This window comes from Achromobacter sp. ESBL13, assembly GCF_036668755.1.
Taxonomy (GTDB): Bacteria; Pseudomonadota; Gammaproteobacteria; order Burkholderiales; family Burkholderiaceae_B; genus Achromobacter.
In genome coordinates this window covers 482,930-506,255 of the sequence record NZ_JAZEVT010000004.1, presented here as the reverse complement: position 1 = coordinate 506,255, position 23,326 = coordinate 482,930, and the positions used below count along the sequence as shown (strand labels likewise).

Sequence of the window (23,326 nt, the reverse complement as noted above, 5' to 3'; positions counted from 1 at the left end):
GTTGAGTAAGCCGCTGCGGAGCGGTAGTTCAGTTGGTTAGAATACCGGCCTGTCACGCCGGGGGTCGCGGGTTCGAGCCCCGTCCGCTCCGCCAAGCACTTTAGTGTTTGCCAGCATGCAGCATGAAAGATCGCAAGACCGATCCTCGCAATACCCACTATCGCAATACGCGTCGTCGCAGTACACATTGAAGCTCCGGATTCCGGGGCTTTTTGCATTTCAGCGGCCGCATTGTCCGCGCGTTATTTTGTGCGTTCTCCCCTCCTTTTACCCCGCCGCTAAGACTCGTCCGTTTTGCTCTCTGGACAGCTTTGCCGCGCCCCTGCATCCTGTGGGCTCACGCCACGCGAACCGAAGAGGCCTACGTGACCGCAAACGCCGCCGCGCCACACGCGCATCGCCAACACCTGCAAGCCATCATCGCGGGTTTGAATGAAGGCATCATCCTGCTCGAACCCGACGGCTCAATTGCATGGGCCAATAACAGCGCACTGGAACTGCATGGCGCCGACACGCTTGAAGCGCTGGGCGGCACACCCGCCGGCTATCGCAAACGCTACACCCTGACCTACCGCAACCATCACCGCGTGCCCGCGCGCCAATATCCGCTGGACCGCCTGGCGGCGGAAGAAACGTTCGACGATCTGCTGCTGGACTTGAGCCGCAAGGATGACGAAGACTTTCTGCGTAACGTGCGCGCGCGCGGCTTGAATCTGGAAGGCGACAAAGGCGCTGACTACCGCGTGCTGATCCTGCACGACCAGACCGAGCAGATCAACGCCGAAGAACGCTTCGAACGCACCTTTGGCGCGAACCCCGCGCCCGCCCTCATCTGCCGGCTTTCCGACCTGCGCTATGTCAAGGTGAACCAGGGCTTTCTGGAAATGACGGGCTACACGCGCGAGACCGTGCTGGGCAAGTCGGCCTACGAACTGGACGTGCTGGATGGCGGCGACGACAAAGAAAAGGCCGTGGCCAATCTGAACGAAGGCAAGACAATCACGCAGCGCGAAGGCGTCGTGAAGCAGGCCGACGGCGGCACCAAGTTCGTGATGGTCGCCGGCCAACCGATCGACATGCAGGACGAACCGTGCATGCTGTTCACTTTCATCGATCTGGAAGCACGCAAACGCACCGAGATGGCGCTGCGCGAAAGCGAAGAGCGCTTCTCCAAGGCGTTCAAGCTGGCGCCCGTGCCGATGGCCGTGTGCGAAGGCGATACGCTGCGCGTGCTGGATATCAACGACGCCTTCGCGGCGGTGACCGGCGCGTCGCCCGAGGACAGCGTCGGCGCGGCCTTGACCGACGTGGGCCTGCACCCCTACGAAGGCATGGCCGCCAGCCTGAAGCGCGGTGAAAGCGCGCGCAACCGCGAAGCCACGCTGGCCACGCAGGATGGCGGCGCGCTTGATTGCCTGGTGTCGGCCGAACCCGTGATGATCGGCGGGCAGCGCCGGCTGCTGATCGTGATGCAGGACATCACCGAACGCAAACGCTCCGAGATCGAACTGCTGGCCGCGATCGAAGCGGTGATGCAGGACACGTCGTGGTTCAGCCGGGGCATCATCGAAAAGCTGGCGCAGTTGCGCCAACCCGCACCGGCCTCGCGCGATGTGGCGGAACTGGCGCAACTGACCACGCGCGAACGTGAAGTGCTAGGCCTGCTATGCCAGGGGCACGACGACGATGGCATCGCCAAGGCCTTGAAGCTCTCGCGCAATACCGTGCGCAACCATGTGGCCACGATCTACAGCAAGATTGGCGTGCACCGGCGCAGCGCCGCGATCGTCTGGGCGCGCGATCGCGGTATCACGGGGCACGAATCCGCGCGGGTCCGTGACAAGCCGGCCAAGGAGTGATCGCACCGCAGGGATCGCAGCGGGATGTTGCCCTTGCGGATAGCCACCGTCGCGGGTGATATTTACAATTAGAATCAAAATATTCCGGGGGTCGGCATCGACGAAGATGCCATCGCGTTAGTCGGCGCCGCACCGTTAAATCATCTATTTGCGGCAAACCCTCATCCAAGTTGCGGGCATTTTCGTGCTGTCGGCCTGCATTGCACAAACCCTGCGCAGGTTCTTACGATCCGCCGATCCCGCCCTTGCCTTGCCAGGCAAGCGGCGCGGTTTCGATAGATCGAATGGAGCCCGCCCTTGCAGACCGCCTACATCCCCGTCCCGCAGACGACCCGCAACCGAGCCGCCCCGGCCTGGACCACCGACGACATCCTGGCGCTGTACGCGTTGCCGTTCATGGATCTGGTGCACCGCGCGCAGCAGGTCCATCGCGCGCACTTCGATCCCAACGCCGTGCAGCTGTCCAGCCTGCTGTCGATCAAGACGGGCGGCTGTCCGGAGGATTGCGCGTACTGCCCGCAGTCGTCGCACTACGACACCGGGCTCGATGCCGACAAGCTGATGCCGCTGGATGAAGTCGTGGCTGCCGCCAAGGCCGCGCAGGCCGGCGGGGCGCAACGCTTTTGCATGGGCGCGGCCTGGCGCAGCCCGAAGCCGCATCATCTGGAGGCCGTGGCGCAGATGGTCAGCGCGGTGAAGTCCTTGGGGCTGGAAACCTGCGTCACGCTGGGCATGTTGCGCGACGGCCAGGCCGAGCAGCTTAAGGACGCCGGCCTGGACTACTACAACCACAACCTGGACACGTCGCCGGAGTTCTACGGCAAGATCATTTCCACTCGCACCTACCAGGACCGCCTGGATACGCTGGCACGCGTGCGCGACGCCGGCATCAGCGTGTGCTGCGGCGGCATTGTGGGCATGGGCGAATCGCGGCGGGAACGCGCCGGCCTGATTGCGCAATTGGCCAACATGGAGCCCTACCCGGAATCGGTGCCAATCAACAACCTGGTCCAGGTGGAAGGCACGCCGCTGGCCGAGGTCCAGGCGCTGGACCCCTTCGAGTTCGTGCGCACCATTGCCGTGGCGCGCATCACGATGCCGCGCGCGGCCGTGCGCTTGTCGGCCGGTCGCGAAACCATGGACGACGCCATGCAGGCGCTGTGCTTCATGGCGGGCGCCAATTCGATGTTCTATGGCGACGCGCTGCTGACCACCGCCAACCCGCAGATGCAGGCCGACCAGCGCCTGCTGCAACGGCTGGGCATGCACGTAGAGCCGGGGCCGCACCATGCCGCATCGGAATTCCCGGACGCGGGGCAAGTCACCTCGGGAAACGCCACCTCGGGAAATGTCACCTTGGGAAATGCCACCCCCGAACATGCCACCCCCGAACATGCCACCCCCGAACATGCCACCTCGGGACAAGCCTCCTTGGAATGCTGCCCCTCCCGGCAGGCAGTCTCGGCACAAGGCGTCGCCGATCTTCCCGCCTCGGCACTTTCCGCTTCCCGTGACCCCGTCACCGGGCATTCCGCCACACAGCAAGCCGCTTCCGTCCAACCCTGCGCCGAAGGAGGCACGACATGCCGCTGACGCCGGGCGTTCTCTACCTGCTGGCCAGCGTGACGTGCAGCGTCACCGTGGCCGTGTTGCTTAAGTTGGCCCGGCGCTATGACGTCGACGTGCGGCAGGCCATTGCCATGAACTATGCCGTGGCCGCCCTGCTCTGCTGGGCCGTGCTGAAACCGGACCCCGCCGCCCTGCTTACGCCCAGCACGCCGTGGGCAGTGCTCGCCGCGCTGGGGGTGCTATTGCCTAGCGTGTTCCTGGCCATGGCCGCAGCGGTGCGTCACGCCGGCATCGTGCGCAGCGACGCGGCGCAGCGCCTGTCGTTGTTCATCCCGTTGCTGGCGGCGTTCCTGTTGTTCGGCGAACCGGTCAATGGCCGCAAGCTGGCGGCGATCCTGCTGGCGTTTACCGCGCTGGCCTGCTTGCTCTTGCGACCTGGAAGGGCCTCGGCGGGCGGGGCTGCGCGCACCGCCACGCCCGCCACGCCCGCCACGCCCGCCACGCCCGCCACGACTACCGCCACGATCGCCGCTGCTGCCACGACCGCTACATCGACCGCTACATCGACCGCTACATCGACCGCCACATCGACCGCCACATCGACCGCTACCACCGCCGCTGCCACCAGCACCACCGCCTCTGACCGCGGCATCTGGCTGTGGCCGCTGGCGGTGTGGGCGGGGTACGGGGTGATCGACATCCTGTTCAAGCAGGTGGCGCGTGCCGGCTCCGCGTTTGCCGGCGGGCTGCTGTTGGCCTTTGTGCTGGCGGGCGTGTTGATGTTGGCGTATCTGCTGGCGCGCCGGGTGCGTTGGCAGCCCCGTCACCTGCTGGCGGGCGTGGCGCTGGGCGTGGCCAATTTCGGCAACATCCTGACCTATATCCGCGCGCACCAGTCCTTGCCTGAACATCCGGCGCTGGTGTTCGCGTCGATGAACATGGGCGTGATCACGCTGGGCACGCTGGTGGGCGCGTTAGCGTTTCGCGAGCCGCTGACCCGGATCAACGCGCTGGGTATCGCGCTGGCGCTGGGCGCGATCGTGCTGATGGCGCCCTGGTAATCCCCGCGGCGCCACCGTCAGGTGCCCGTGCGGCGGCGGCGCTCAGAGTCGGATTCGGTTTCCGAGGGGGAGACATCCTCCTCGCCTGCACCGGATTCAACATCAGCAGCACGGCCGCCGGCTGGCACCCCGGTACCGGCTGCTGTGGCGTCGGCTGCCGCAGGATCGCCTGCCGCAGCATCGGCTGCCGCAGGATCGCCTGCCGCAGCGTCGGCTGCCGCAGCATCGCCTGCCGCAGCGTCGGCTGCCGCAGGATCGCCTGCCGCAGCATCGGCTGCCGCAGGATCGCCTGCCGCAGCGTCGGCTGCCGCAGGATCGCCTGCCGCAGCATCGGCTGCCGCAGGATCGCCTGCCGCAGCGTCGGCTGCCGCAGGATCGCCTGCCGCAGCGTCGGCTGCCGCAGCATCGGCTGCCGCAGCGTCGGCTGCCGCAGCATCGGCTGCCGCAGCGTCGGCTGCCGCAGCGTCCGCCGGCCATTCCTGCTTGAGGGCCGGCTCTTCCACTGCCGGCTCCTCGGTGGTCGTGACCGGCGCGGCGGCGGGGTCCGGCTGCACCATTTCCATCGCGATGTCGTTTTCTGGATCCACGCGCGGGTCCAGCACCGCCGCCGCGGGCGAGCTTTGCAGTGTGTCGGGCATCGGCACGAAGTGCGTCGGCGCTTCATCGACCTGGTGCGCGCCGGTAACGCGCGTGGGGCGCACCTGCCATACCAGGATCAAGGCGCAAGCCGAGATGAACACGTAATACATGCTGGGGCCGCCCAGCGACATCATCAGCCCCGCCACCATCGGACCGATACACGCACCCACGCCGTAGGTCATCAGCAAGACGGCCGACAGGCTGACCCGGCGTTCGGATTCCACGTGATCGTTGGCGAATGCCGCCCCCAGCGGGTACAGCGTGAATTGCAAAATGCCGAACACGCACGACAAAGCCACCAGCGCCCAATATGGCAAGGTCAGCCAGCCCCACATCACGGTGGGCAGCAGCACCAGCAGCAAGGCGTTGAAACGGATCAGGCCCGCCCGGTTGATGCGGTCGGACAACCAGCCCATCGGCCATTGCGACAGCAACCCCGCCGTGACGGCGGCGGCCACGAAGACGGCGGCCTGCGACGTCGTCAGGCCATGCTTGGCCCCATAGACGGCGGCCAGCCCATAGAAAGCGCCCGACAGGTTACCCGCCACGAACAGCACCGTCATGGACAGCGGCACGCGCCGCATGAAAAAGCGGATGTCCAGCGGCGCGGGCAGCGGCGTAGGCGGGTGCGAACGCGCGGTGACGGCAATGGGCACCAGGCACAACACCAGGCACATGGCCACCAGCGTCAGCGGCCGCAGGTCCAGCGTGGCGTAGGCGGTCAGCGCCAACTGCCCCAGCACGGTGCCCAGCCCGGACACCACCATGTAGACCGAGAACACCCGGCCGCGCTGGTGGTTTTCAGTTTGTTCGTTCAGCCAGCTTTCGATGACCATGAATTCGGTCACCATCACCACGCCGGATATCAGGCGAAACACCAGCCACAACGGCATGGAATCAACCAGCGTCTGGGCCAGGATCATGCTGGTGGCAATCGCCGCGCACGCGACGAACGCGCGGATATGACCCACGCGGATGATGAGCTTGTGCCCCAATCGGGCTCCGCACACCAGGCCCAGGTAGTAGCCGGCGATCAGGACGCCGATCCACACTTCGCTGACGGACTGCGCCGTCAGCCGAAGGCCCATGTAGGTGTTGAACAGACCCGTGCCGATCAGCATCAGCAAGGTCGCGAAGTACAGGGACGAGAATGAGGAGAGGGTGGCGAGCATGGCGTTGGCAACCGCTGCTGGCATTAGCACGGCGGGCTGCAAAGGCAACCCGCCGCGTTGAGCGGTAAAACTGGAAGCTACGTTAGGTCAGATTTGCGACAGCAGCGTGGCGGCGTCGCTGACTTCGAACTTGCCAGGACCTTCCACGTTCAACTGCTTGACCACGCCGTCGACGATCAGCGCCGAGTAGCGTTGCGAACGCACGCCCATGCCGCGCGCGATCAGGTCCAGTTCCAGGCCCAGTTCCTTGGTCCACAGCGCCGAGCCATCGGCCAGCATGCGGACACGGCCTTCAGTCTTTTGTTCGCGGCCCCAGGCGCCCATGACGAAAGCGTCGTTGACGGCCACGCACCAGATTTCGTCCACGCCCTTGGCCTTGAGGGCGTCGGCTTGTTCCACATAGCCAGGCAGATGTTTGGCCGAGCAGGTGGGGGTGAAGGCGCCCGGCAAGGCGAACAGCGCGATGGTCTTGCCGCGGGTCAGGTCGGAAACCTGGAACGCGTTGGGGCCCAGCGAGCAGCCGGCGGTTTCGGTTTCGATGAATTCGGTCAGGGTGCCATCCGGCACGCGGTCGCCGACTTTGATCGTCATGGTATCTCCAGGGAAAGTGGGGCAATGCATTGAGGCAGGATCGCCTCACACCCTCCATCATAGTGCGTGCGCGCCCTGCCCGCTGCGCCAGAGCGACGCGAAAAAAACACGCACAGTCTGATACGACTCCACACCGCGACCACATCGACTGGAAACGGCTGCTTGCCATAATGCGCCAGTGACCCACGCCCGCGCGGCGCCTACATCGCCCATCGCCCGCCGGGCATCAAGCGGAGATTCACCGATGCACAAGCTTTTGACAGCCTTGGCCTGGGTCCTGGCCACCGCCGCCGCCCCTTCCTGGGCCGCGCCGGACGCCAGCGAACAGGCGCAATACGAATCCTTCGTGGTGGCCGCCGGCGCGTCGAACGGCGCGGCGCGCGCGTGCGGGGCTTCAGAGCCCGACCTGGCGCAGCATCAGGCAACCGCGCACAAGAACCTGGCCCGCTACGCCAAGGAATATGGGTTTTCAGCCGCGTCCTACGACGCGTTGTTCCAGAAGGGCCTGGCCGAAGGCAAGACGATGATGGACGACATGAAGCGGTCCGGCGTTGACGGTTGCCGGGGCGTGCTGGGCAGTTTCCAGAACGAGCGCGCGATCGGCTACGACGATATGAAAAGCGCGCTGGCCGAGGTCAGCGACGGCCTGCCGGGCGAAGAAGCCCAGTAGACCGCCGCGATCGCCGACGGGCTACAGCCCGTTCTGCTTGAACCAGTCCAGCATCCGCGTCCAGGCCTGCTCGGCTTCCGGCTTGCGATACGACGGCCGGTAATCCGCATGGAACGCGTGCGGTGCTTCGGGGTAGACGTCGATGCGCGACGCCTTTGCCGGCGCCGGCCCCTTGGCCAGTTCGATGCGCATCTTGTCCACGTCCGTCAGTGGAATGCCGGCGTCCTTGCCGCCGTAGGCGCCCAGCACGGGCGCCTTCAATTCGTTCACCAGGCTCAACACCGACTTGGGCTTGAGCTCGCTGGGTTCGCCCGCAAGCTGTCCGTAGAACGCCGCGCCCGCGCGCAGCTTGGGGTTGTGCGCCGCGTACAGCCACACCTGGCGGCCGCCCCAGCAAAAGCCCACGATGCCCAGCCGGTCGGGGTTGCCGCCGTTGGCCGCCGCCCACTTGGCGGTGGCGTCCAGATCGCCCTGCACCTGGATGTCGGGCACCTTGCTGATGATCCCGGCTTGCAGCTTCGGAATTTCGGTGTACTTGGACGGGTCGCCCTGGCGCGCGAACAGTTCGGGCGCAATAGCCAGATAGCCCAGGTGAGCCAGGCGTCGGCACACGTCCTGGATATATTCGTGCACGCCGAAGATCTCGGACACAACGATGACGGTGGGCAGGTTCTTCTTGCCTTCGGGCGCCGCGCGATAAGCCGGCATCTTGCCGTCCGACGTCGGGATATCGACCTTGCCGGCCGTCAATCCCTTGGCGTCGGTGGCGATGGCGGTCTGCGCCACGGCCGGCCCCGCCGCCAGGGAAAAGCCCGCCGCGACCGTCGTGGCGATGAAGCCCCGCCGATCCAGCCGCAAGGGCGGCAGCAGGCTGTCGAAGTGCGCGTCCTGATCTTTCATCGAAAATCTCCTGGCAAAAAAAGCCTGGCCCGGAACGCCTTGCGTACCGTGGGTCAAGCCGGGTTCACTTCAGGGAGAAGTCCACGCGCGAGGGTTGCCCCTCGTCCTTGATGCCGTCCGCGTCCAGCTGCGGCGCAACGATGAAGACACGGTCCGCGAGTCCTTCCTGGGCTTGCAACTTCTCATATACCGCCTGGGCTCGGGCATCGGCCAATTGGCGCAATTGCTCATCGCCCACCTTCGCCACGCCGCGCAGCATCGCTTCCATTTGCGCGGCCGGCACCGACTTGGACATGCCAATGAAATTGCGCGGCTTGTCCTTGATGTCGGTGTCGTCGTAGACCTCTTCCAGATACTTCTGGCGCTCGGCGGGCGACACCTGCACGCGCGCGGGATCGGGCTTCTTGCCGCGCGGCGTCGTGTCGGCGGCCTTGGCGGCGCGGATCTGGGCATCGACCCAGGCCTGGCGCAGCCCTTCCATGTCGGTCTTGGGATCGGCGCGGCCGCTGATGTCCATCTTCAGCGCGGGGCGGTCCGTCAGCGCCTTGATCAGCGTGTCGATGCGCTGCACCGAGTCCTCGGTCAGCACCGCGCTGCCTGGCGCGAACTCCACATACGACAACTCTTCGCCGCCGCCAAACGCCGAGGCCAGCAAGCTGAACGGCGACGTCACCGCCTTGACGACCAGGTTCATCACCACGCGCACCACGATGCCGCCCACCGAAAATTCCGGATCGTCCAGCGACCCGGACACGGGCAGGTTGATGTCGATATTGCCGCGAGAATCCTTCAGCAACGCCACGGCCAGCAGCACCGGCAGTTTGGTGGCGTCGGGGCTGTTGGTCTTGTCGCCGAAGGTCAGCTGGTTCAGCACGACGTGGTTGGACGCCTGCAACGCGCGGTCCTTGATCTTGTATTCCAGGTCCACCGACAGTTTGCCGCGCTTGATCGGGTAGCCCACGTACTTGGCCGAATAGGTGTTGAAGCGCGGCAGGTCCACGCCCTTGGCCGACGCCTTCAGGTCCAGCGTCAGGTATTTGGCGAACGGCTGCACGATGCCGCTGATCGACAGCGGCGCGGTGGTGTAGACGCGCCCCGTGACCTTGACCTTGGCGGGCTGCGGGTTGGTGGACGACACCGCCGTGATCGCGCCTTCGATGGCCGACAGCTCGGCCACATAGTTGGGTTTGACGAAGCGATCGGTAAACGTCATGCGGCCGCGCGACAGCGTGACGCTGTTCACCGCGATGTCGGGCATGGCCGCGCCCTCGCCGCCTTTCGAGGCCGCTGGCGATGCGGCCTTGGATGCCGGCGTCGATGCCGGGGCGGCGGGCGTCGGGCGGGCCGGCGTCTGCGTGTCCTGCGTGATGGAGCCACCCGCCTGCCCCGGCGCCGCCACCAGGTCCATCACGTTCAGCCGGCCCTGCGCGTTCAACAGGATGCGGCCGTAGAAGTCTTCCAGCGCGATGTCGCCCAGCTTGGCGCCCACTTTGTCGCCCGCCACGGACACGTCCATGCCGGCAAAGGCCAGCCGCTTCCAATTCAGGAAGTCGTCGTTGTTGACGCGGTCTTGCAGGTCCACACCCGTGATCTCGACGCCGCCTTTCCAGTTGACCCGCATGGGCGCGTTGCCGGCGGCGGCGGCATAGGCCACGTCGCCCTTGGCCCCCAGCGTAATGGCGCGCACGGTGGCGTTCAGGCTGCCGGCGGCGTAGGCCGCGAACGGGGCCACGTTAAGTTCGGACAGGTCAACGGACGACGCGACGGTCAGCGGCTGCGGCGTGAACGTGCCCGCCAGGTTCAGCTTGCCGTTGCCCTGGATGCCCGCCGCTGCCAGGGTGAAGCGGCTCTGGCCCGGGCCCATGGCAAGTTTGTCGGCCGTGACGCGCAGCGATTGCAGCGCGATATCCAGCGGGGGCTTTTGCGCTTCGTCGCGTGCCTTGAATTGGGTCAGGTCGGCCTGCACAGCGGTGGCCGAGGCGTCGATGGCGCCGTCTTTTTCGCGCACGTGGATCTGCGCGTTGGCGGCCAGCCTGCCGTCTTGCAGCAGGATGGGCGCCACGCTGCGCACGGCCGGCGCCAATGGGGCCAGCGCGATGTTGCCCATGCGCACGCCCAGCTCAAGCGACAGCGGCGCCAATTCCAGCGGACCCTTGGCGCGTATCCAGCCGCCGTCGGTGCTGTTGTCCACGGTCAGCCACAAGTCGATGGGCTGGTTCTTGACCTCGGGCACCACCACGCCTTCCACGGTGGCGCCGATGCCGGTCATGACGTAATCCAGCTTGCTGACCGCATCGGTCAGGTAGAGCTCGCCTTCATGCAGATTGAAGGCGTCCAGCGTGACCTTCCATTCGGACGGGGTGGGCGCGACGGGCGGCGTCGTCGAGGCGGCAGCTGCGGCAGGCGCGGTGCCAGTCGCGGGCGCGGTCCCGGTCGCAGGCGCGGTGCCCGTCGCAGGCGCCGTCCCGGTATCGGGCCCAGCGCCCTCCTGCGCCTTCGGCTGCACTTTCAGCCCCATGTCGCGCTTGAGCTTGTCGGCTACCGGAGTGTCGGTAGCCGACACACCGCCCAGCGCCTTCAGCTTGACCACCACGTCCTGCCAGTTCAGGTGTTCATTGGCGTAGCGCCGCACATGCACCTGCGGCGCCCACAGGCCGACCTCGCCCACATGCACCTGGCGCGCAATGGGTTCCAGTTCCAGGCGCGTGACGGTCAGCGCGCTCCAGGCGGCCAGCGTATCGCCATTGGTATCGCGCAAATCAAAACGGCGCAGCCCCAGATCGCCCACCACGCGTATCTTGGGCGGCGCGTCCTTGGGCTGTTCAAACACCACTTGCAGGTTCGAGTCCAGCAGCGCGCTGTCCAGCTTGAAGGGCAGCGGCATGGGCCACACGTCGGCCCACTTTTCCAGTTGCAAGCCATTGAACGCCACCCGCAACGTGGACGACGGCACCTTGTCGAACGGCCGGGCCACCCCGTTCAGGTCAAACGGGCTGCCGTTGATGCGCAGGTGCAGGCGCGGCTGCACGTCGATATCCGTGGCATAGCCAAAGTTGGAAATGAACGGCACGCCCAGGCCCAGCTCGTCCACCACCTGCTTGCGCCCGGTGACCTTGTCGTCCAGCGTGATGGCGCCGCCCTCGATCACCATGTTGTTCAGCGAAAACCGGGGCAGACCGGTATCGGGCTTGGGCGGTTCTTCGGGCTGGGCGGCGGTTAATTGCGCGACGCGTTGCTGTATGTCAGAGAAATTGAATCGCGTGACGTCTTCGCGCACGATCGCGATGGTAGGCTGGCGCAGCGTCAGCCGATCCACGACGGGCGCAAACCAGAACAAGGAGCTCCAGGCGGCGCTGACATCCAGTTCGGTCAGCGCCAGAAGCGGTGTCTGTGAACCCGGTTGCGCCACGGCAAGGTCGCGTGCGCGGACGGTCAGTGTGAACGGGTTGAAAGTGATCTTGCCGACGGAAACGTCGCGGCCGATCATCTTGGCAACGTCACCGGTCAGTACGTTGTGCAGCACCTTCGGCACTTGCCAGGCGGCTATGCCGCAAAGAATCAGCACAACCGCCACAATGCCCAACAGGATTTTGCCGGCGCGCCGGGTGAACCGAAGCTGGGGGCGCCGCAAGGGCATCGCGAGTCTCCTGAGACGAGTTGATGGCGATTATCGCGCCCCGATTAGGGCTCGTCTATCATAGGCGGAACAGCGGCCTGCCCGGCCTGCCGGGACCGCACTTTTCAAACATTAACAATTCTCGATCCCGATTCCCAATGTCATCTGCCACCCCCACCCTTAGCCACCTGGACGAAGCCGGCCAGGTCCGCATGGTCGACGTGATCGCCAAGACGGACACCGAACGCGTGGCCATTGCCGTGGCCAGCGTGCGCATGAATGCCGTGGCCTATGGCCTGTTGACGCAGCCCGGCAAGGGCAAGGGCGAAGTGCTTAACACCGCCCGCGTGGCCGCCGTGCTGGCCGCCAAGCGCTGCGCGGAACTGATCCCGCTTTGCCACAGCCTGCCGCTGGCCTTCGTGGGCGTGGACTTCTCGCTGGACGACGCCGCGCACCGCATCGACATCCAGGCCACCTGCCGCACCAGCTACAAGACCGGCGTGGAAATGGAAGCCATGATGGCGTGCAGCGTGGCCGCGCTGACCATCTACGACATGTGCAAGGCCGCCGACAAGGGCATCGTGGTTGAACAAGTTCGCCTTAAGTACAAGGCCGGAGGAAAAAGCGGTGAATGGCGCAACGATTAATCTTCTGTACTTCGCCCGCGTGGCGGAATTGGTCGGCAAGCGCGGGGAAGACTGGCCGCTGGACGGCGAGTCCACCGGCGCGCAACTGCTGGCCGCGCTGGGGGAACGCTACCCGCAGCTGGCGCCCGCCGCGCGCCTGAAACTGGCCATCAATCAAACCCATTCCAAACCCACGGCAACGATACGGGCGGGCGACGAAGTGGCCGTGTTCGAACCCGTCACCGGAGGCTGAGAGCGCCATGATCAGCGTCCAGGAAGCCGATTTTGACGCCGCCGCGCTGACGGCGGCGCTACGCGAGAACGCCGGATCCGGTGTGGGCGGCATTGTCACGTTCGTGGGCTATGTGCGCGACTACGCGCCCGACTCGCCCACCGACACGCTCTACCTGGAACACTACCCGGGCATGTGCGAGCGCGAGCTTGAAGCCATTGCCGACACCGCGCGCCAGCGCTGGAAACTGGATGGCACCGTCATCGTGCACCGTGTGGGCGCGCTGTCGCGCAATGCGCAGATCGTGTTTGTGGCGGCCGCCAGCGCCCACCGGGGCGACGCGTTTCGCGGCTGTGAATACATCATCGACGCGCTCAAGACGCGCGCGCCGTTCTGGAAGCGCGAGACGCTGGCCGGCGGCAGCAGCTTCTGGGTAGAACAACGCCAGGCCGACCAGGACCGCACAGACGCCTGGGATGAAGACACCGCCCCACCGAAGGAAAGCAAATGAGCGAAGAAATTCCCGTCTCGCTGGCCTGCGCCGTGCTGACGGTCAGCGACACCCGCAGCGCGGGCGACGACACTTCGGGCAATCTGCTTGCCCACAATCTGGCGCATGCGGGTCACCAATGCGTGCGCCGCGATATCGTCCGCGACGACATCTACCAGATCCGCCGCGTCATCAGCGACTGGATTGCCGACCCGGAAGTACAGGTCATCCTGACCTCTGGCGGCACCGGCTTTTCACATCGCGATCACACGCCGGCCGCCATCCTGCCGCTGCTGGACCGCGAGATTCCCGGCTTTGGCGAACTGTTCCGGCAAATCTCGTACACCGAGATCGGCAGTTCGACGATCCAGTCGCGCGCCTTCGCGGGGTCCGCCAACCAGACGCTGATCTTCTGCCTGCCCGGATCCAACAACGCCTGCGAAACGGCCTGGGCGCAGATATTGCGTGAACAGTTCGACAGCGCCCATCGCCCGTGCAATTTCGCTACGCACTTCAAGCCTCAGAAAGAAGACCACTGACCCATGCTGGATTTTGATCACGCCCAGACCCTGCTGGCCAATGCCGCCGGGCCGCTGCAACGCCGCGAAGATATCAGCCTGACCGAAGCCGCCGGGCGCGTGCTGGCCACCGACCTGCAAGCCACGGTGGACATCCCCCCGGCCGACAACAGCGCCATGGACGGCTACGCGCTGCGCGTGGCCGATTGGCACGCCGGCGCCCGCCTGCCGATCCAGCAACGCTGCTATGCCGGCGACGTGCCCGAGCCGCTCAAGCCCGGCCACGCCATCCGCCTCTTCACCGGCAGCCTGATTCCCGACGGCGCCGATACCGTCGTCATGCAGGAAGACACGGTTGAAGCCGACAACCACGTGGAAATCTCGCGTGAACCCGCGCCCGGCCAGCACATCCGCCGCCGGGGCGAAGACACGATGGCCGGCGCGCCCTTGCTGACGGCTGGCGCCATGCTGCAAGCCGCGCACGTGGCCTTGCTGGCCTCGCAGGGGCTTGCCACCGTGCCGGTGGTCGGCCTGCTGCGCGTAGGCATCCTGACCACGGGCGACGAACTCGTGCCGCCCGGCTCGCCCCGCGCCCCCGAACAGATCTACAACTCCAACGGCCCGATGCTGGCCGCGTTGGCGCGCGGCCTGGGCGCCGTGCCCGTGCACGTGCTGCACGCGCGCGACACCGAAGAAGATCTGCTGGCCGCCTTCAAGACGCTGCTGGCCGACTGCGACCTGGTGTTGAGCGTGGGCGGGGTGTCGGTGGGCGAACGCGACCTGGTCAAGCCCGCGCTGGCCACCCTGGGCGGCGAATTGTCGCTATGGAAAGTGCGCATGAAGCCGGGCAAGCCGGTGGCCTTGGCACAGGTCAACGGCAAGCCTGTCGTGAGCCTGCCGGGCAACCCCGTGTCGGCCTACGCCGTGTTTGCCATGCTGGTGTCGCCGCTGGTGCGACGCATGCAGGGCCGCGAAGAAATCTTCCCGCCCGTCAGCCTGCTGCCGCTGCGCACCGAGAATCCGCGCAAGGATGGGCGCGAGGAATTCCTGCGGGTGCAGCGGCGTGTCGCCAACGAAGGCACCGCGGAATTGGTGCCTTACGGCCACCAAGGCTCGGGCGTGATCAGTTCCATGCCTTGGGCCACCGGCCTGGCGCGGCTGCCCGCCGACGTGCTGATCAACGATGGCGACCGCGTGCCGTATTACGACTTGCGGCACTGGCTGGCCTAGCGCTGGGCGTTGGCCCGATCACCGGCACGGGCTGGCGTAGCGCTCGGCCTCGGCCAACTCTTCGGGCGTGTTCACATTCATGAAGGCATGCGGCACGTCGTCAAAGCGCGCCGCCACGGCGCCCACGCGCGCCTGCCACAGGCCGACTTTTCGATCGCCGGCGTGCAGATAGGCGCGCAAGCCCGGCAGTAGCGATGGACGCAGCGCCATGCAGGCCGAATGGCGCTGTTCGCCTGCCATGGCATAGGCCATGGGCGCCTGCGCGGCTTGCGCGGCGTCGACCAGGCGCGCGGCCAGATCGCCGGGAAGAAACGGTGTGTCGCACGGCGCCACCACCACCCACTCCAAATCCCCCACTGCGGCCACCTCGGCCACAGCGGCCAACCCCGCCGCGATGCCCAGCAGCGGACCCTGGTATTTTTCCAAGCCCGGTTCGTTATCAGCCACCACCGCGCCGTAGCGCGCATAGCGGTCGGCATGGCGGTTGGCGCTGATGATCAGCCGCGCCACCTGCGGCGCCAGCCGGCGCGCTACGTGCGCCACCAGGGGCTCGCCGTTCAACAGCACCAGCCCCTTGTCCTGATGGGCCATGCGCGACCCCTGCCCGCCCGCCAGGATCAAGCCGGCGATGCGGCAAACCGGCAACCGGGCGTCACCCACCGATGTAGCTCATTTCAACCTTGCGGCCCGGGTCCGGCGTCGGGTCCGCCATGTTGCGGCCGCGCAGTTCGGAATAATTGTCGGCGCGCCCGCCCCAGATGCCGGCCAGCATTGCGGCCAGTTCGGCGTCGGTGGCGCCATCGCGCAGCGGCGCGCGCAGGTCAAAGCCTTCGTGCGCGAACAGGCACAGAAACAGCTTGCCCTCCGGCGACAGGCGCGCGCGCGTACAGCCGCCGCAGAAGGCGTGCGTCACGCTGGAAATCACGCCGATCTCGCCACCGCCGTCCAGGTAGCGCCAGCGCTCGGCCACACGCCCCATGTCGGCGGACTGCACCGGTTCCAGCGGATAGGCCGCGCCGATGCGGTCCAGCACTTCCTGGCTGGGCACCACTTCAGACAGGTTCCAGCCGTTGGTGTTGCCCACGTCCATGTATTCGATAAAGCGCAGGATGTGCCCGCTGTGCCGGAAGCGTTCGGCCATGGGCAGGATCTGGCCGTCGTTCAGGCCACGCCGCACCACCATGTTGACCTTGACCGGCGCCAAGCCCGCGTCCGCGGCGGCTTCGATGCCGCGCAGCACGTCGTCGGGCGTGAAGCCGCTGTCGCTCATGTCCTGGAACATCGACGCGTCCAGCGCGTCCAGGCTGACGGTGACGCGCGTCAGCCCGGCGGCTTTCAGCGCGGCGGCCTTGCGCGCCAGCACGCTGCCATTAGTCGTCAGCGTCAGGTCCAGCGGCTGCCCCGCCGGCGTGCGCAGCGCCGCCAATTGGCCGACCAGGTTTTCGATATGTTTGCGCAGCAGCGGTTCGCCGCCCGTCAACCGGATTTTTTCCACGCCAAGCTGCGTGAAGATACCTGCCAGCCGGCTGATTTCTTCAAACGACAACAGCGCGGAATGCGGCATGAAGGTATAGCTGGCGTCGAACACTTCGCGGGGCATGCAGTAGGTGCAGCGGAAGTTGCAGCGGTCCGTCACGGAAATGCGCAGGTCGCGCAGCGGACGCGCGCGCCGGTCCAGCGCGGGCTGGCCGTCGGCCGGAAGGTCGCCGGGCGCGGGCCAGGCCGAACGGTCTGACCGGCGGTCGGCAAGGAAAATCACTTTGCTCATGGGGCGATCATATATCGGCAAGCGGCGTCCCGGGCGGCGGCCCTAGGCGAAGGCCTCTTCCAGGGTTTGCAGGCGGCCGGTGTCCTTGGCGTCGTAACCCACCAGCTGACCCACGTAGCCGACATAATCAGCGCTGCGCATGATGGACAGCAGGTCTTGCATCGCGGGCGTTTCCAATGACGATTTTCGGATGGCAAAGAAATAGCGTTCGCGCACCAGCGGGATGAAGTCCAGCCCGAAGCGGCAGGCGGCGGTTTCCACGCCCACGCCCGTGTCCGCCATGCCGCTGGCGATATGCGCGGCAATGGCCATGTGGGTGAATTCGTTCGTTTCGTAGCCTTGGACTTCGCCGATTGAAACCCCCGCCCGTTGAAGCATCAGGCTGACCAGGTAACGCGTGCTGGATCCGATCTGGCGGTTGACGAAGCGCACATCCTGGCGCGCCAGGTCCGCCATGCCGCGTATCTGCTTGGGGTTGCCGGCCGTGACGAACAAACCGGTATTGCGCACCGCCAGATGGATCAGCAGGTATTCATCCGCGTGCAGCCACTGCGCGTAACGTTCCATGATGGGCGCTTCGAAGTCGCCCAGCGGCACCTGGAAACCGGCCAGATCGCACTCGTGGCGCTCTAGCGAAGCCAGCGCCTCGATGGCGGTGCGATAGCGCAGTTCCAGCCCCGGCTTTCTGCCGCCCATGTGCTGCATCAGCGATTCCACCGCAAAGCCGTGGCTGGCGTGCAGCCGCAGGTGCGGGCCACTTTCAGGCAGCAGCCGTTCCAGTTCTTCCTGCAATTCCGATGCCATGCTGTCCAGCGTGGGCATCAGCCGCGCCTCGATGCGGCGGTTGGCCCACAGCAGGCGCTGCGCGAACGGGGCCAACTGCGTGCCCTGGCGCCGGTTCGTCACCAGCAGCTGCGTGCCGAACAGCGTCTCAAAACGCCGCAGCACACCCCAGGCATGCCGGTAAGACAGCCCGCACGCGCGGCATGCACCCGTGATGTTCCCGGTAGCGTCTATGGCGGCCAACAGCGCCAGCATGTCCTGCAAGGGCAAAGGAGCCGTGTCGTCGCCCCCGCCCAAGGTCCATTGCGGCCGCAGCCCGATTCGAAACTTATATGTCATTTATTTCTTATTGAAGGCGTTCAAGTACGTGGTTAGAGTACACAAATAACGCGGCGGACCGCTTTTTATTATGTTTTTTAAAACATATTAATTGCCGGGGAAATACCCGGACATCCGACCGACACAACAGACCCCTGTACGGGGCCCAGCAACACTGGAGGAGACCACCGTGCATCAGCGCGAGGCAAAATCCGACTTGGCGTCCAGCGGCGGCGCCCGGGGCGGCCAACTGGCCCTGGACGCCGCCCAGGCGTCCACCACCCCCGCCATTGCCACCACCGCCCGCATCGTTGCGCGGTTGAAAGATCTGCCCGGCCCCTTGTTGCCGGTGCTGCATCAGGTGCAGCACGAACTGGGCTGTATCCCGGCCGAGGCGGTGCAGACCATCGCCGAGGCCCTGAACCTGTCCCGCGCCGAAGTCCACGGCGTCATCACTTTCTACCCGCACTTTCGCAGCCGTCCGGCCGCGCGCCACACGCTGGAAGTGTGCCGCGCCGAATCCTGTCAGGCGATGGGCGGCGAACAGCTGGCCGCCCATGCCCGCGCCCAGCTTGGCTGCGATTTCCACGCCCACACCGCCGACGGCAATTTCACGCTGGAACCCGTCTACTGCCTGGGGCTGTGCGCGCAGTCGCCCGCCGTCATGATCGACGGCCAGCCGCATGCCCGCGTCACGCCCCAGAAGCTGGACCGCTTGTTGGCCCACACGCTGGCCCACACGTTGCCCCACCCGCAGGAGACCACACCATGAGCGCCCCCGTCGCCATCTACGTGCCGCGCGACGCGGCCGCGCTGGCCATGGACGCGGACGCCGTGGCGCGCGAGGTTGAACGCATCGCGGACGCACGCGGACTGGCCGTGCAGGTGGTACGCAATGGATCGCGCGGCTTGTTGTGGCTGGAACCGCTGGTGGAAGTTGTCACGCCCAAGGGCCGCGTCGCCTACGGCCCCGTGGCGGTCGAAGACGTGGCCGGCTTGTTCGATGCCGGCTGGCTGACGCACCACGACAACGCCGCGGGCGCCGCCCCGGTACACCCGCTGTGCCTGGGCCTGACCGAAGACATCCCCTACCTGAAACAGCAAGAACGCCTGACCTTCGCCCGCGTCGGCGTGATCGATCCGCTGTCCTTGCAGGACTACGCCGCGCACGGCGGCCTGGCGGGCCTGAAGCGGGCGCTGGCGATGGACCCGGCGGCCATCATCGACGAGATGGTCACGTCCGGCCTGCGCGGACGCGGCGGCGCGGCGTTTCCGACCGGCATCAAATGGAAAACGGTGGCGGGCACGCCCGGCGACCAGAAGTACATCGTGTGCAATGCCGACGAAGGGGACTCGGGCACCTTTGCCGACCGCCTGCTGATGGAAGGCGACCCTTACGTACTGATCGAAGGCATGACGATTGCCGGGCTGGCCGTGGGCGCGACCTACGGCTACATCTATGTGCGGTCGGAATACCCGCATGCCATCGAGACCCTGGAAGCCGCTATCGTCCGCGCGCGCAGCGTCGGCTGGCTGGGCGCCGACGTGCACGGCAGCGGACGCCGCTTCGACCTGGAAGTGCGCAAGGGCGCGGGCGCCTACATCTGCGGCGAAGAAACGTCGCTGCTGGAAAGCCTGGAAGGCAAGCGCGGCGTGGTGCGCGCCAAGCCGCCGCTGCCCGCGATCTCGGGCCTGTTCGGCAAGCCCACCGTTATCAACAACGTGATATCGCTGGCCACCGTGCCCATCATCCTGGCCAAGGGCGCCGCCTACTACCGCGATTACGGCGTGGGCCGCTCGCATGGCACCTTGCCGTTCCAACTGGCCGGCAACGTCAAGCAAGGCGGGCTGGTGGAAAAGGCGTTCGGTCTTAGCCTGCGTGACCTGCTCTACACCTTCGGCGGCGGCAGCGCCAGCGGCCGGCCATTGCGCGCCGTGCAAGTGGGCGGCCCGCTAGGCGCCTATCTGCCCGAATCGCAATGGGACGTGCCGCTGGACTACGAAGCCTACATACAGATCTCGGCCATGATCGGCCACGGCGGGCTGGTCGCGTTTGACGACACCGTGGACATGGCGCGCATGGCCCGCTACGCCATGGAGTTCTGCGCGATTGAATCCTGCGGCAAGTGCACGCCGTGCCGCATCGGTTCCACACGCGGCGTCGAAACCATCGACAAGATCGCGGCCGGCGGCGTCAGCCCCGCGCAGCGTGAACAACAGGTGCATCTGCTGCGTGATTTGTGCGACACGATGATGGGCGGTTCACTGTGCGCGCTGGGGGGCATGGCGCCCTACCCCGTGCTGTCCGCGCTGAACCATTTTCCGCAGGACTTCGGCATCGAGTCCTCGCAGTCTGCCGCGCACGCGGCCTGAACCTGAGAGACGACCATGCTAGAGACCGTCATCAAGCGCGAGCGCGACCTGGGCACCCCGGCGCGCGAATCCGCCAACAGCGTCACCCTGACCATCGACGGCCAGGAAATCCGCGTGCCCGAGGGCACGTCGTTGATGCGCGCGGCCGCCCAGGCCGGCATCAACATCCCCAAGCTGTGCGCCACCGACAGCCTCGAACCGTTTGGGTCGTGCCGCCTGTGCCTGGTGCAGATCGAAGGCCGGCGCGGCTATCCCGCGTCTTGCACCACGCCGGCGGAAAACGGCATGGTGGTGGTCACCGAAACCCCCAAGCTGCACGAACTGCGGCGCGGCGTGATGGAGCTGTACATCTCGGACCACCCGCTGGACTGCCTGACCTGCCCCGCCAACGGCGATTGCGAATTGCAGGACATGGCCGGCGTGGTGGGCCTGCGCAACGTGCGCTACGGCTATGACGGCGCCAACCACCTGGACGCCAAGGTCGACGATTCCAATCCCTACTTCAGCTACGACGCATCCAAGTGCATCGTCTGCAACCGCTGCGTGCGCGCCTGCGAAGAAACGCAGGGCACGTTTGCGTTGACGATCTCGGGCAAGGGTTTCGAATCGCGCGTGTCGCCCGGGCAGGACCAGCCGTTCCTGGATAGCGAATGCGTGTCCTGTGGCGCCTGCGTGCAGGCCTGTCCGACCTCAACGTTGCAGGAAAAGACCGTCATCATGATGGGCCAGGCCGAACACTCGGTCATCACCACCTGCGCGTACTGCGGCGTGGGCTGCGGCTTCAAGGCCGAGATGAAGGGCCAGGAAGTGGTGCGCATGGTGCCCTGGAAAGACGGGCAGGCCAACCGCGGCCACTCGTGTGTGAAGGGCCGCTTTGCATGGGGCTACGCCACGCACAAGGAACGCGTGCTCAAGCCCATGATCCGCAAGCACATCACCGATTCCTGGAAGGAAGTGTCCTGGGACGAGGCCATCAACTACGCGGCGTCGGAATTTCGCCGCATCCAAGGCCAGTACGGCCGCGACGCGGTGGGCGGCATCACGTCGTCGCGCTGCACCAACGAAGAAACCTGGCTGGTGCAAAAGCTGGTGCGCGCGGCCTTCGGCACCAACAACGTGGATACCTGCGCGCGCGTCTGCCATTCGCCCACCGGCTACGGCCTGAAGCAGACGCTGGGTGAATCGGCTGGCACGCAGACCTTTGATTCGGTCATGCATACCGACGTGGTCATCGTGATGGGCGCCAACCCCAGCAGCGGGCACCCGGTGTTTGCCTCGCGCCTGAAGCGCCGCCTGCGCCAGGGTGCGCGCTTGATCGTGATTGATCCGCGCCGTATTGAATTGGTCAGCTCGCCGCACATCAAGGCCGACTATCACTTGCAGGTGCGGCCGGGCACCAACACGGCGCTGCTGTCGTCACTGGCCCACGTGATCGCCACCGAAGGCCTGATCGACGACGCCTTCGTGGCCGAACGCTGCGAGACCAAGGCGTTCAATGAATGGCGCGACTTTGTATCGCTGCCCGAGAACTCGCCCGAAGCCATGGCCGAAATCACCGGCGTGCCGGCGCAGGCCGTGCGCGGCGCGGCGCGGCTGTTCGCCACGGGCGGCAACGGGTCCATCTATTACGGCCTGGGCGTGACCGAACACAGCCAGGGCTCCACCACCGTGATGGCCATCGCCAACCTGGCCATGGCCACCGGCAACATCGGACGCGAGGGCGTGGGGGTGAACCCCCTGCGCGGCCAGAACAACGTGCAGGGCTCGTGCGACATGGGCTCGTTCCCGCACGAGCTGCCCGGCTATCGCCACATTTCCGACAACACCGTGCGCGCGCAATTCGAACGCGACTGGGGCGTGACGCTGCAACCGGAACCCGGGCTGCGCATTCCCAATATGTTTGAAGCGGCATTGGGCGGCTCGTTCAAGGGCCTGTACTGCCAGGGCGAAGACATCGTGCAGTCCGACCCCAACACGCAGCACGTGGCGGCCTCGCTGGCGGCCATGGAGTGCATCGTGGTGCAGGACCTGTTCCTGAACGAGACCGCCAAGTACGCGCACGTGTTCTTGCCGGGCTCGTCGTTCCTGGAAAAAGACGGCACCTTCACCAACGCCGAACGCCGCATCTCGCGCGTGCGCAAGGTAATGGAACCCAAGAACGGCAAGTCGGATTGGGAAGTGACGGTGGCCTTGTCCAACGCGCTGGGCTACCCCATGAACTACACGCACCCGCGCGAAATCATGGAGGAAATCGCGCGCTTGACGCCTACGTTCGCGGGCGTCAGCTACGACAAGCTGGACAAGCTGGGCAGCCTGCAATGGCCGTGCAATGACGACGCGCCGGACGGCACGCCCATCATGCACATCGACACGTTCGTGCGCGGCAAGGGCAAGTTCATGATCACCAAGTACGTGCCCACCGATGAACGCAGCACGCGCCGTTTCCCGCTGCTGTTGACCACGGGCCGCATCCTGTCGCAATACAACGTGGGCGCGCAGACGCGGCGCACGCCCAACGTGATGTGGCACGGCGAGGACGTGCTGGAACTGCATCCGCAAGACGCCGAGGATCGCGGCGTGGCCGAAGGCGACTGGGTCGGCATTCAGAGCCGCGCGGGCGAAACGGTGCTGCGCGCCACGCTGACCGATCGGGTGCAGCCGGGCGTGGTATACACCACGTTCCACTTTCCCGAGTCAGGCGCCAACGTCGTCACGACGGACAGCTCCGACTGGGCGACCAACTGCCCGGAATACAAGGTCACGGCCGTGCAGGTGACGCGCGTGTCCCAGCCATCGGAATGGCAGCGCCAATGGTCGCGCTTTGCCGACATCCAGCAAAAGCTGCTGCGCGAGCGATCGCGCGAGAACGAAGCGGCGCTGACCGGGAAATAACCGCCTGCCAGCCACTGCC

The 23,326-nt window shown here is 66.1% G+C and carries 17 protein-coding genes, 1 tRNA gene and 2 pseudogenes; 13 read left to right on the top strand and 7 right to left on the bottom strand.

Going from position 1 to position 23,326, the window contains the following annotated elements; genetic code table 11:
- Positions 1-17: 17 nt before the first annotated feature.
- The 4 genes and pseudogenes from V6F88_RS19075 (at position 18) to V6F88_RS19060 (ending at position 4,489) form a co-directional block, all read left to right on the top strand.
- Positions 18-94 (top strand) — tRNA-Asp (locus tag V6F88_RS19075).
- Positions 95-365: 271 nt separating this feature from the next.
- On the top strand, positions 366-1,859 hold the full coding sequence (locus V6F88_RS19070) for a helix-turn-helix transcriptional regulator (protein WP_332611428.1): 1,494 nt from the start codon (positions 366-368) through the stop codon (positions 1,857-1,859).
- Positions 1,860-2,156: 297 nt separating this feature from the next.
- Positions 2,157-3,143, top strand: a pseudogene (gene bioB / locus V6F88_RS19065) (biotin synthase BioB); the annotation flags it as partial.
- A 305-nt stretch (positions 3,144-3,448) separates the two neighbouring features.
- Positions 3,449-4,489, top strand: coding sequence for an EamA family transporter (locus tag V6F88_RS19060; protein ID WP_332611451.1), 1,041 nt, complete (start codon positions 3,449-3,451; stop codon positions 4,487-4,489).
- 395 nt (positions 4,490-4,884) lie between these two features.
- Here the strand turns inward: V6F88_RS19060 and V6F88_RS19055 are convergent.
- Together V6F88_RS19055 and V6F88_RS19050 are read right to left on the bottom strand one after the other, a co-directional pair.
- Positions 4,885-6,300 (bottom strand): annotated as a pseudogene (locus V6F88_RS19055) (MFS transporter); the annotation flags it as partial.
- Between the two features lie 87 nt (positions 6,301-6,387).
- Positions 6,388-6,891 carry a peroxiredoxin gene (locus tag V6F88_RS19050; RefSeq protein WP_332611426.1) on the bottom strand — a complete coding sequence of 168 codons (504 nt, stop codon included), beginning with the start codon at positions 6,889-6,891 and terminating at the stop codon, positions 6,388-6,390.
- 244 nt (positions 6,892-7,135) lie between these two features.
- Between V6F88_RS19050 and V6F88_RS19045 the strand changes: the two genes are divergently transcribed.
- Entirely contained in the window at positions 7,136-7,561 is a 426-nt protein-coding gene (locus V6F88_RS19045) for a hypothetical protein (protein ID WP_332611425.1), read from the top strand.
- 21 nt (positions 7,562-7,582) lie between these two features.
- Here the strand turns inward: V6F88_RS19045 and V6F88_RS19040 are convergent, their stop codons facing one another.
- Complete coding sequence (locus V6F88_RS19040) at positions 7,583-8,461, bottom strand: dienelactone hydrolase family protein (protein ID WP_332611424.1); 879 nt, start codon at positions 8,459-8,461, stop codon at positions 7,583-7,585.
- Between the two features lie 64 nt (positions 8,462-8,525).
- Entirely contained in the window at positions 8,526-12,098 is a 3,573-nt protein-coding gene (locus V6F88_RS19035) for a DUF748 domain-containing protein (protein ID WP_332611422.1), read from the bottom strand.
- A 137-nt stretch (positions 12,099-12,235) separates the two neighbouring features.
- On the opposite strand from V6F88_RS19035, the gene moaC reads away from it, so the two are divergent.
- Genes moaC through V6F88_RS19010 form a run of 5 tightly spaced genes read left to right on the top strand, consistent with a single transcriptional unit; the run spans position 12,236 to position 15,173 of the window.
- On the top strand, positions 12,236-12,724 hold the full coding sequence (moaC, locus tag V6F88_RS19030) for a cyclic pyranopterin monophosphate synthase MoaC (protein ID WP_046805227.1): 489 nt from the start codon (positions 12,236-12,238) through the stop codon (positions 12,722-12,724).
- Positions 12,705-12,956 (top strand): MoaD/ThiS family protein, encoded by a 252-nt coding sequence (locus V6F88_RS19025; RefSeq protein ID WP_332611421.1) that lies wholly within the window; start codon positions 12,705-12,707, stop codon positions 12,954-12,956. Before moaC ends, V6F88_RS19025 begins: the two co-directional genes overlap by 20 nt.
- A 7-nt stretch (positions 12,957-12,963) precedes the next feature.
- Complete coding sequence (locus V6F88_RS19020) at positions 12,964-13,446, top strand: molybdenum cofactor biosynthesis protein MoaE (RefSeq protein ID WP_332611419.1); 483 nt, start codon at positions 12,964-12,966, stop codon at positions 13,444-13,446.
- Entirely contained in the window at positions 13,443-13,964 is a 522-nt protein-coding gene (gene moaB / locus V6F88_RS19015) for a molybdenum cofactor biosynthesis protein B (RefSeq protein ID WP_332611417.1), read from the top strand. Before V6F88_RS19020 ends, moaB begins: the two co-directional genes overlap by 4 nt.
- A 3-nt stretch (positions 13,965-13,967) precedes the next feature.
- Positions 13,968-15,173 carry a molybdopterin molybdotransferase MoeA gene (locus tag V6F88_RS19010; RefSeq protein ID WP_332611416.1) on the top strand — a complete coding sequence of 402 codons (1,206 nt, stop codon included), beginning with the start codon at positions 13,968-13,970 and terminating at the stop codon, positions 15,171-15,173.
- 18 nt (positions 15,174-15,191) lie between these two features.
- On the opposite strand, the gene mobA is transcribed toward V6F88_RS19010, so the two are convergent.
- The 3 genes from mobA to V6F88_RS18995 are packed head-to-tail and all read right to left on the bottom strand — an operon-like array spanning position 15,192 to position 18,063.
- Positions 15,192-15,833, bottom strand: coding sequence for a molybdenum cofactor guanylyltransferase MobA (gene mobA, locus V6F88_RS19005; RefSeq protein WP_332611414.1), 642 nt, complete (start codon positions 15,831-15,833; stop codon positions 15,192-15,194).
- Positions 15,826-16,941, bottom strand: coding sequence for a GTP 3',8-cyclase MoaA (gene moaA / locus V6F88_RS19000; protein ID WP_332611413.1), 1,116 nt, complete (start codon positions 16,939-16,941; stop codon positions 15,826-15,828). Before moaA ends, mobA begins: the two co-directional genes overlap by 8 nt.
- Positions 16,942-16,983: 42 nt before the next feature.
- Positions 16,984-18,063 carry a substrate-binding domain-containing protein gene (locus V6F88_RS18995; RefSeq protein ID WP_332611411.1) on the bottom strand — a complete coding sequence of 360 codons (1,080 nt, stop codon included), beginning with the start codon at positions 18,061-18,063 and terminating at the stop codon, positions 16,984-16,986.
- A gap of 169 nt (positions 18,064-18,232) precedes the next feature.
- Here V6F88_RS18995 and V6F88_RS18990 point away from each other — a divergent pair, with 169 nt between their 5' ends.
- Genes V6F88_RS18990 through fdhF form a run of 3 tightly spaced genes read left to right on the top strand, consistent with a single transcriptional unit; the run spans position 18,233 to position 23,307 of the window.
- Positions 18,233-18,814 carry a formate dehydrogenase subunit gamma gene (locus tag V6F88_RS18990; RefSeq protein WP_332611410.1) on the top strand — a complete coding sequence of 194 codons (582 nt, stop codon included), beginning with the start codon at positions 18,233-18,235 and terminating at the stop codon, positions 18,812-18,814.
- Positions 18,811-20,415 (top strand): formate dehydrogenase beta subunit, encoded by a 1,605-nt coding sequence (locus V6F88_RS18985; RefSeq protein ID WP_332611409.1) that lies wholly within the window; start codon positions 18,811-18,813, stop codon positions 20,413-20,415. The genes V6F88_RS18990 and V6F88_RS18985 overlap by 4 nt, the downstream gene beginning before the upstream one ends.
- Positions 20,416-20,430: 15 nt before the next feature.
- A complete protein-coding gene (gene fdhF, locus V6F88_RS18980; protein ID WP_332611408.1) occupies positions 20,431-23,307 on the top strand; it encodes a formate dehydrogenase subunit alpha in 2,877 nt (958 codons plus the stop codon).
- Positions 23,308-23,326: the final 19 nt, after the last annotated feature.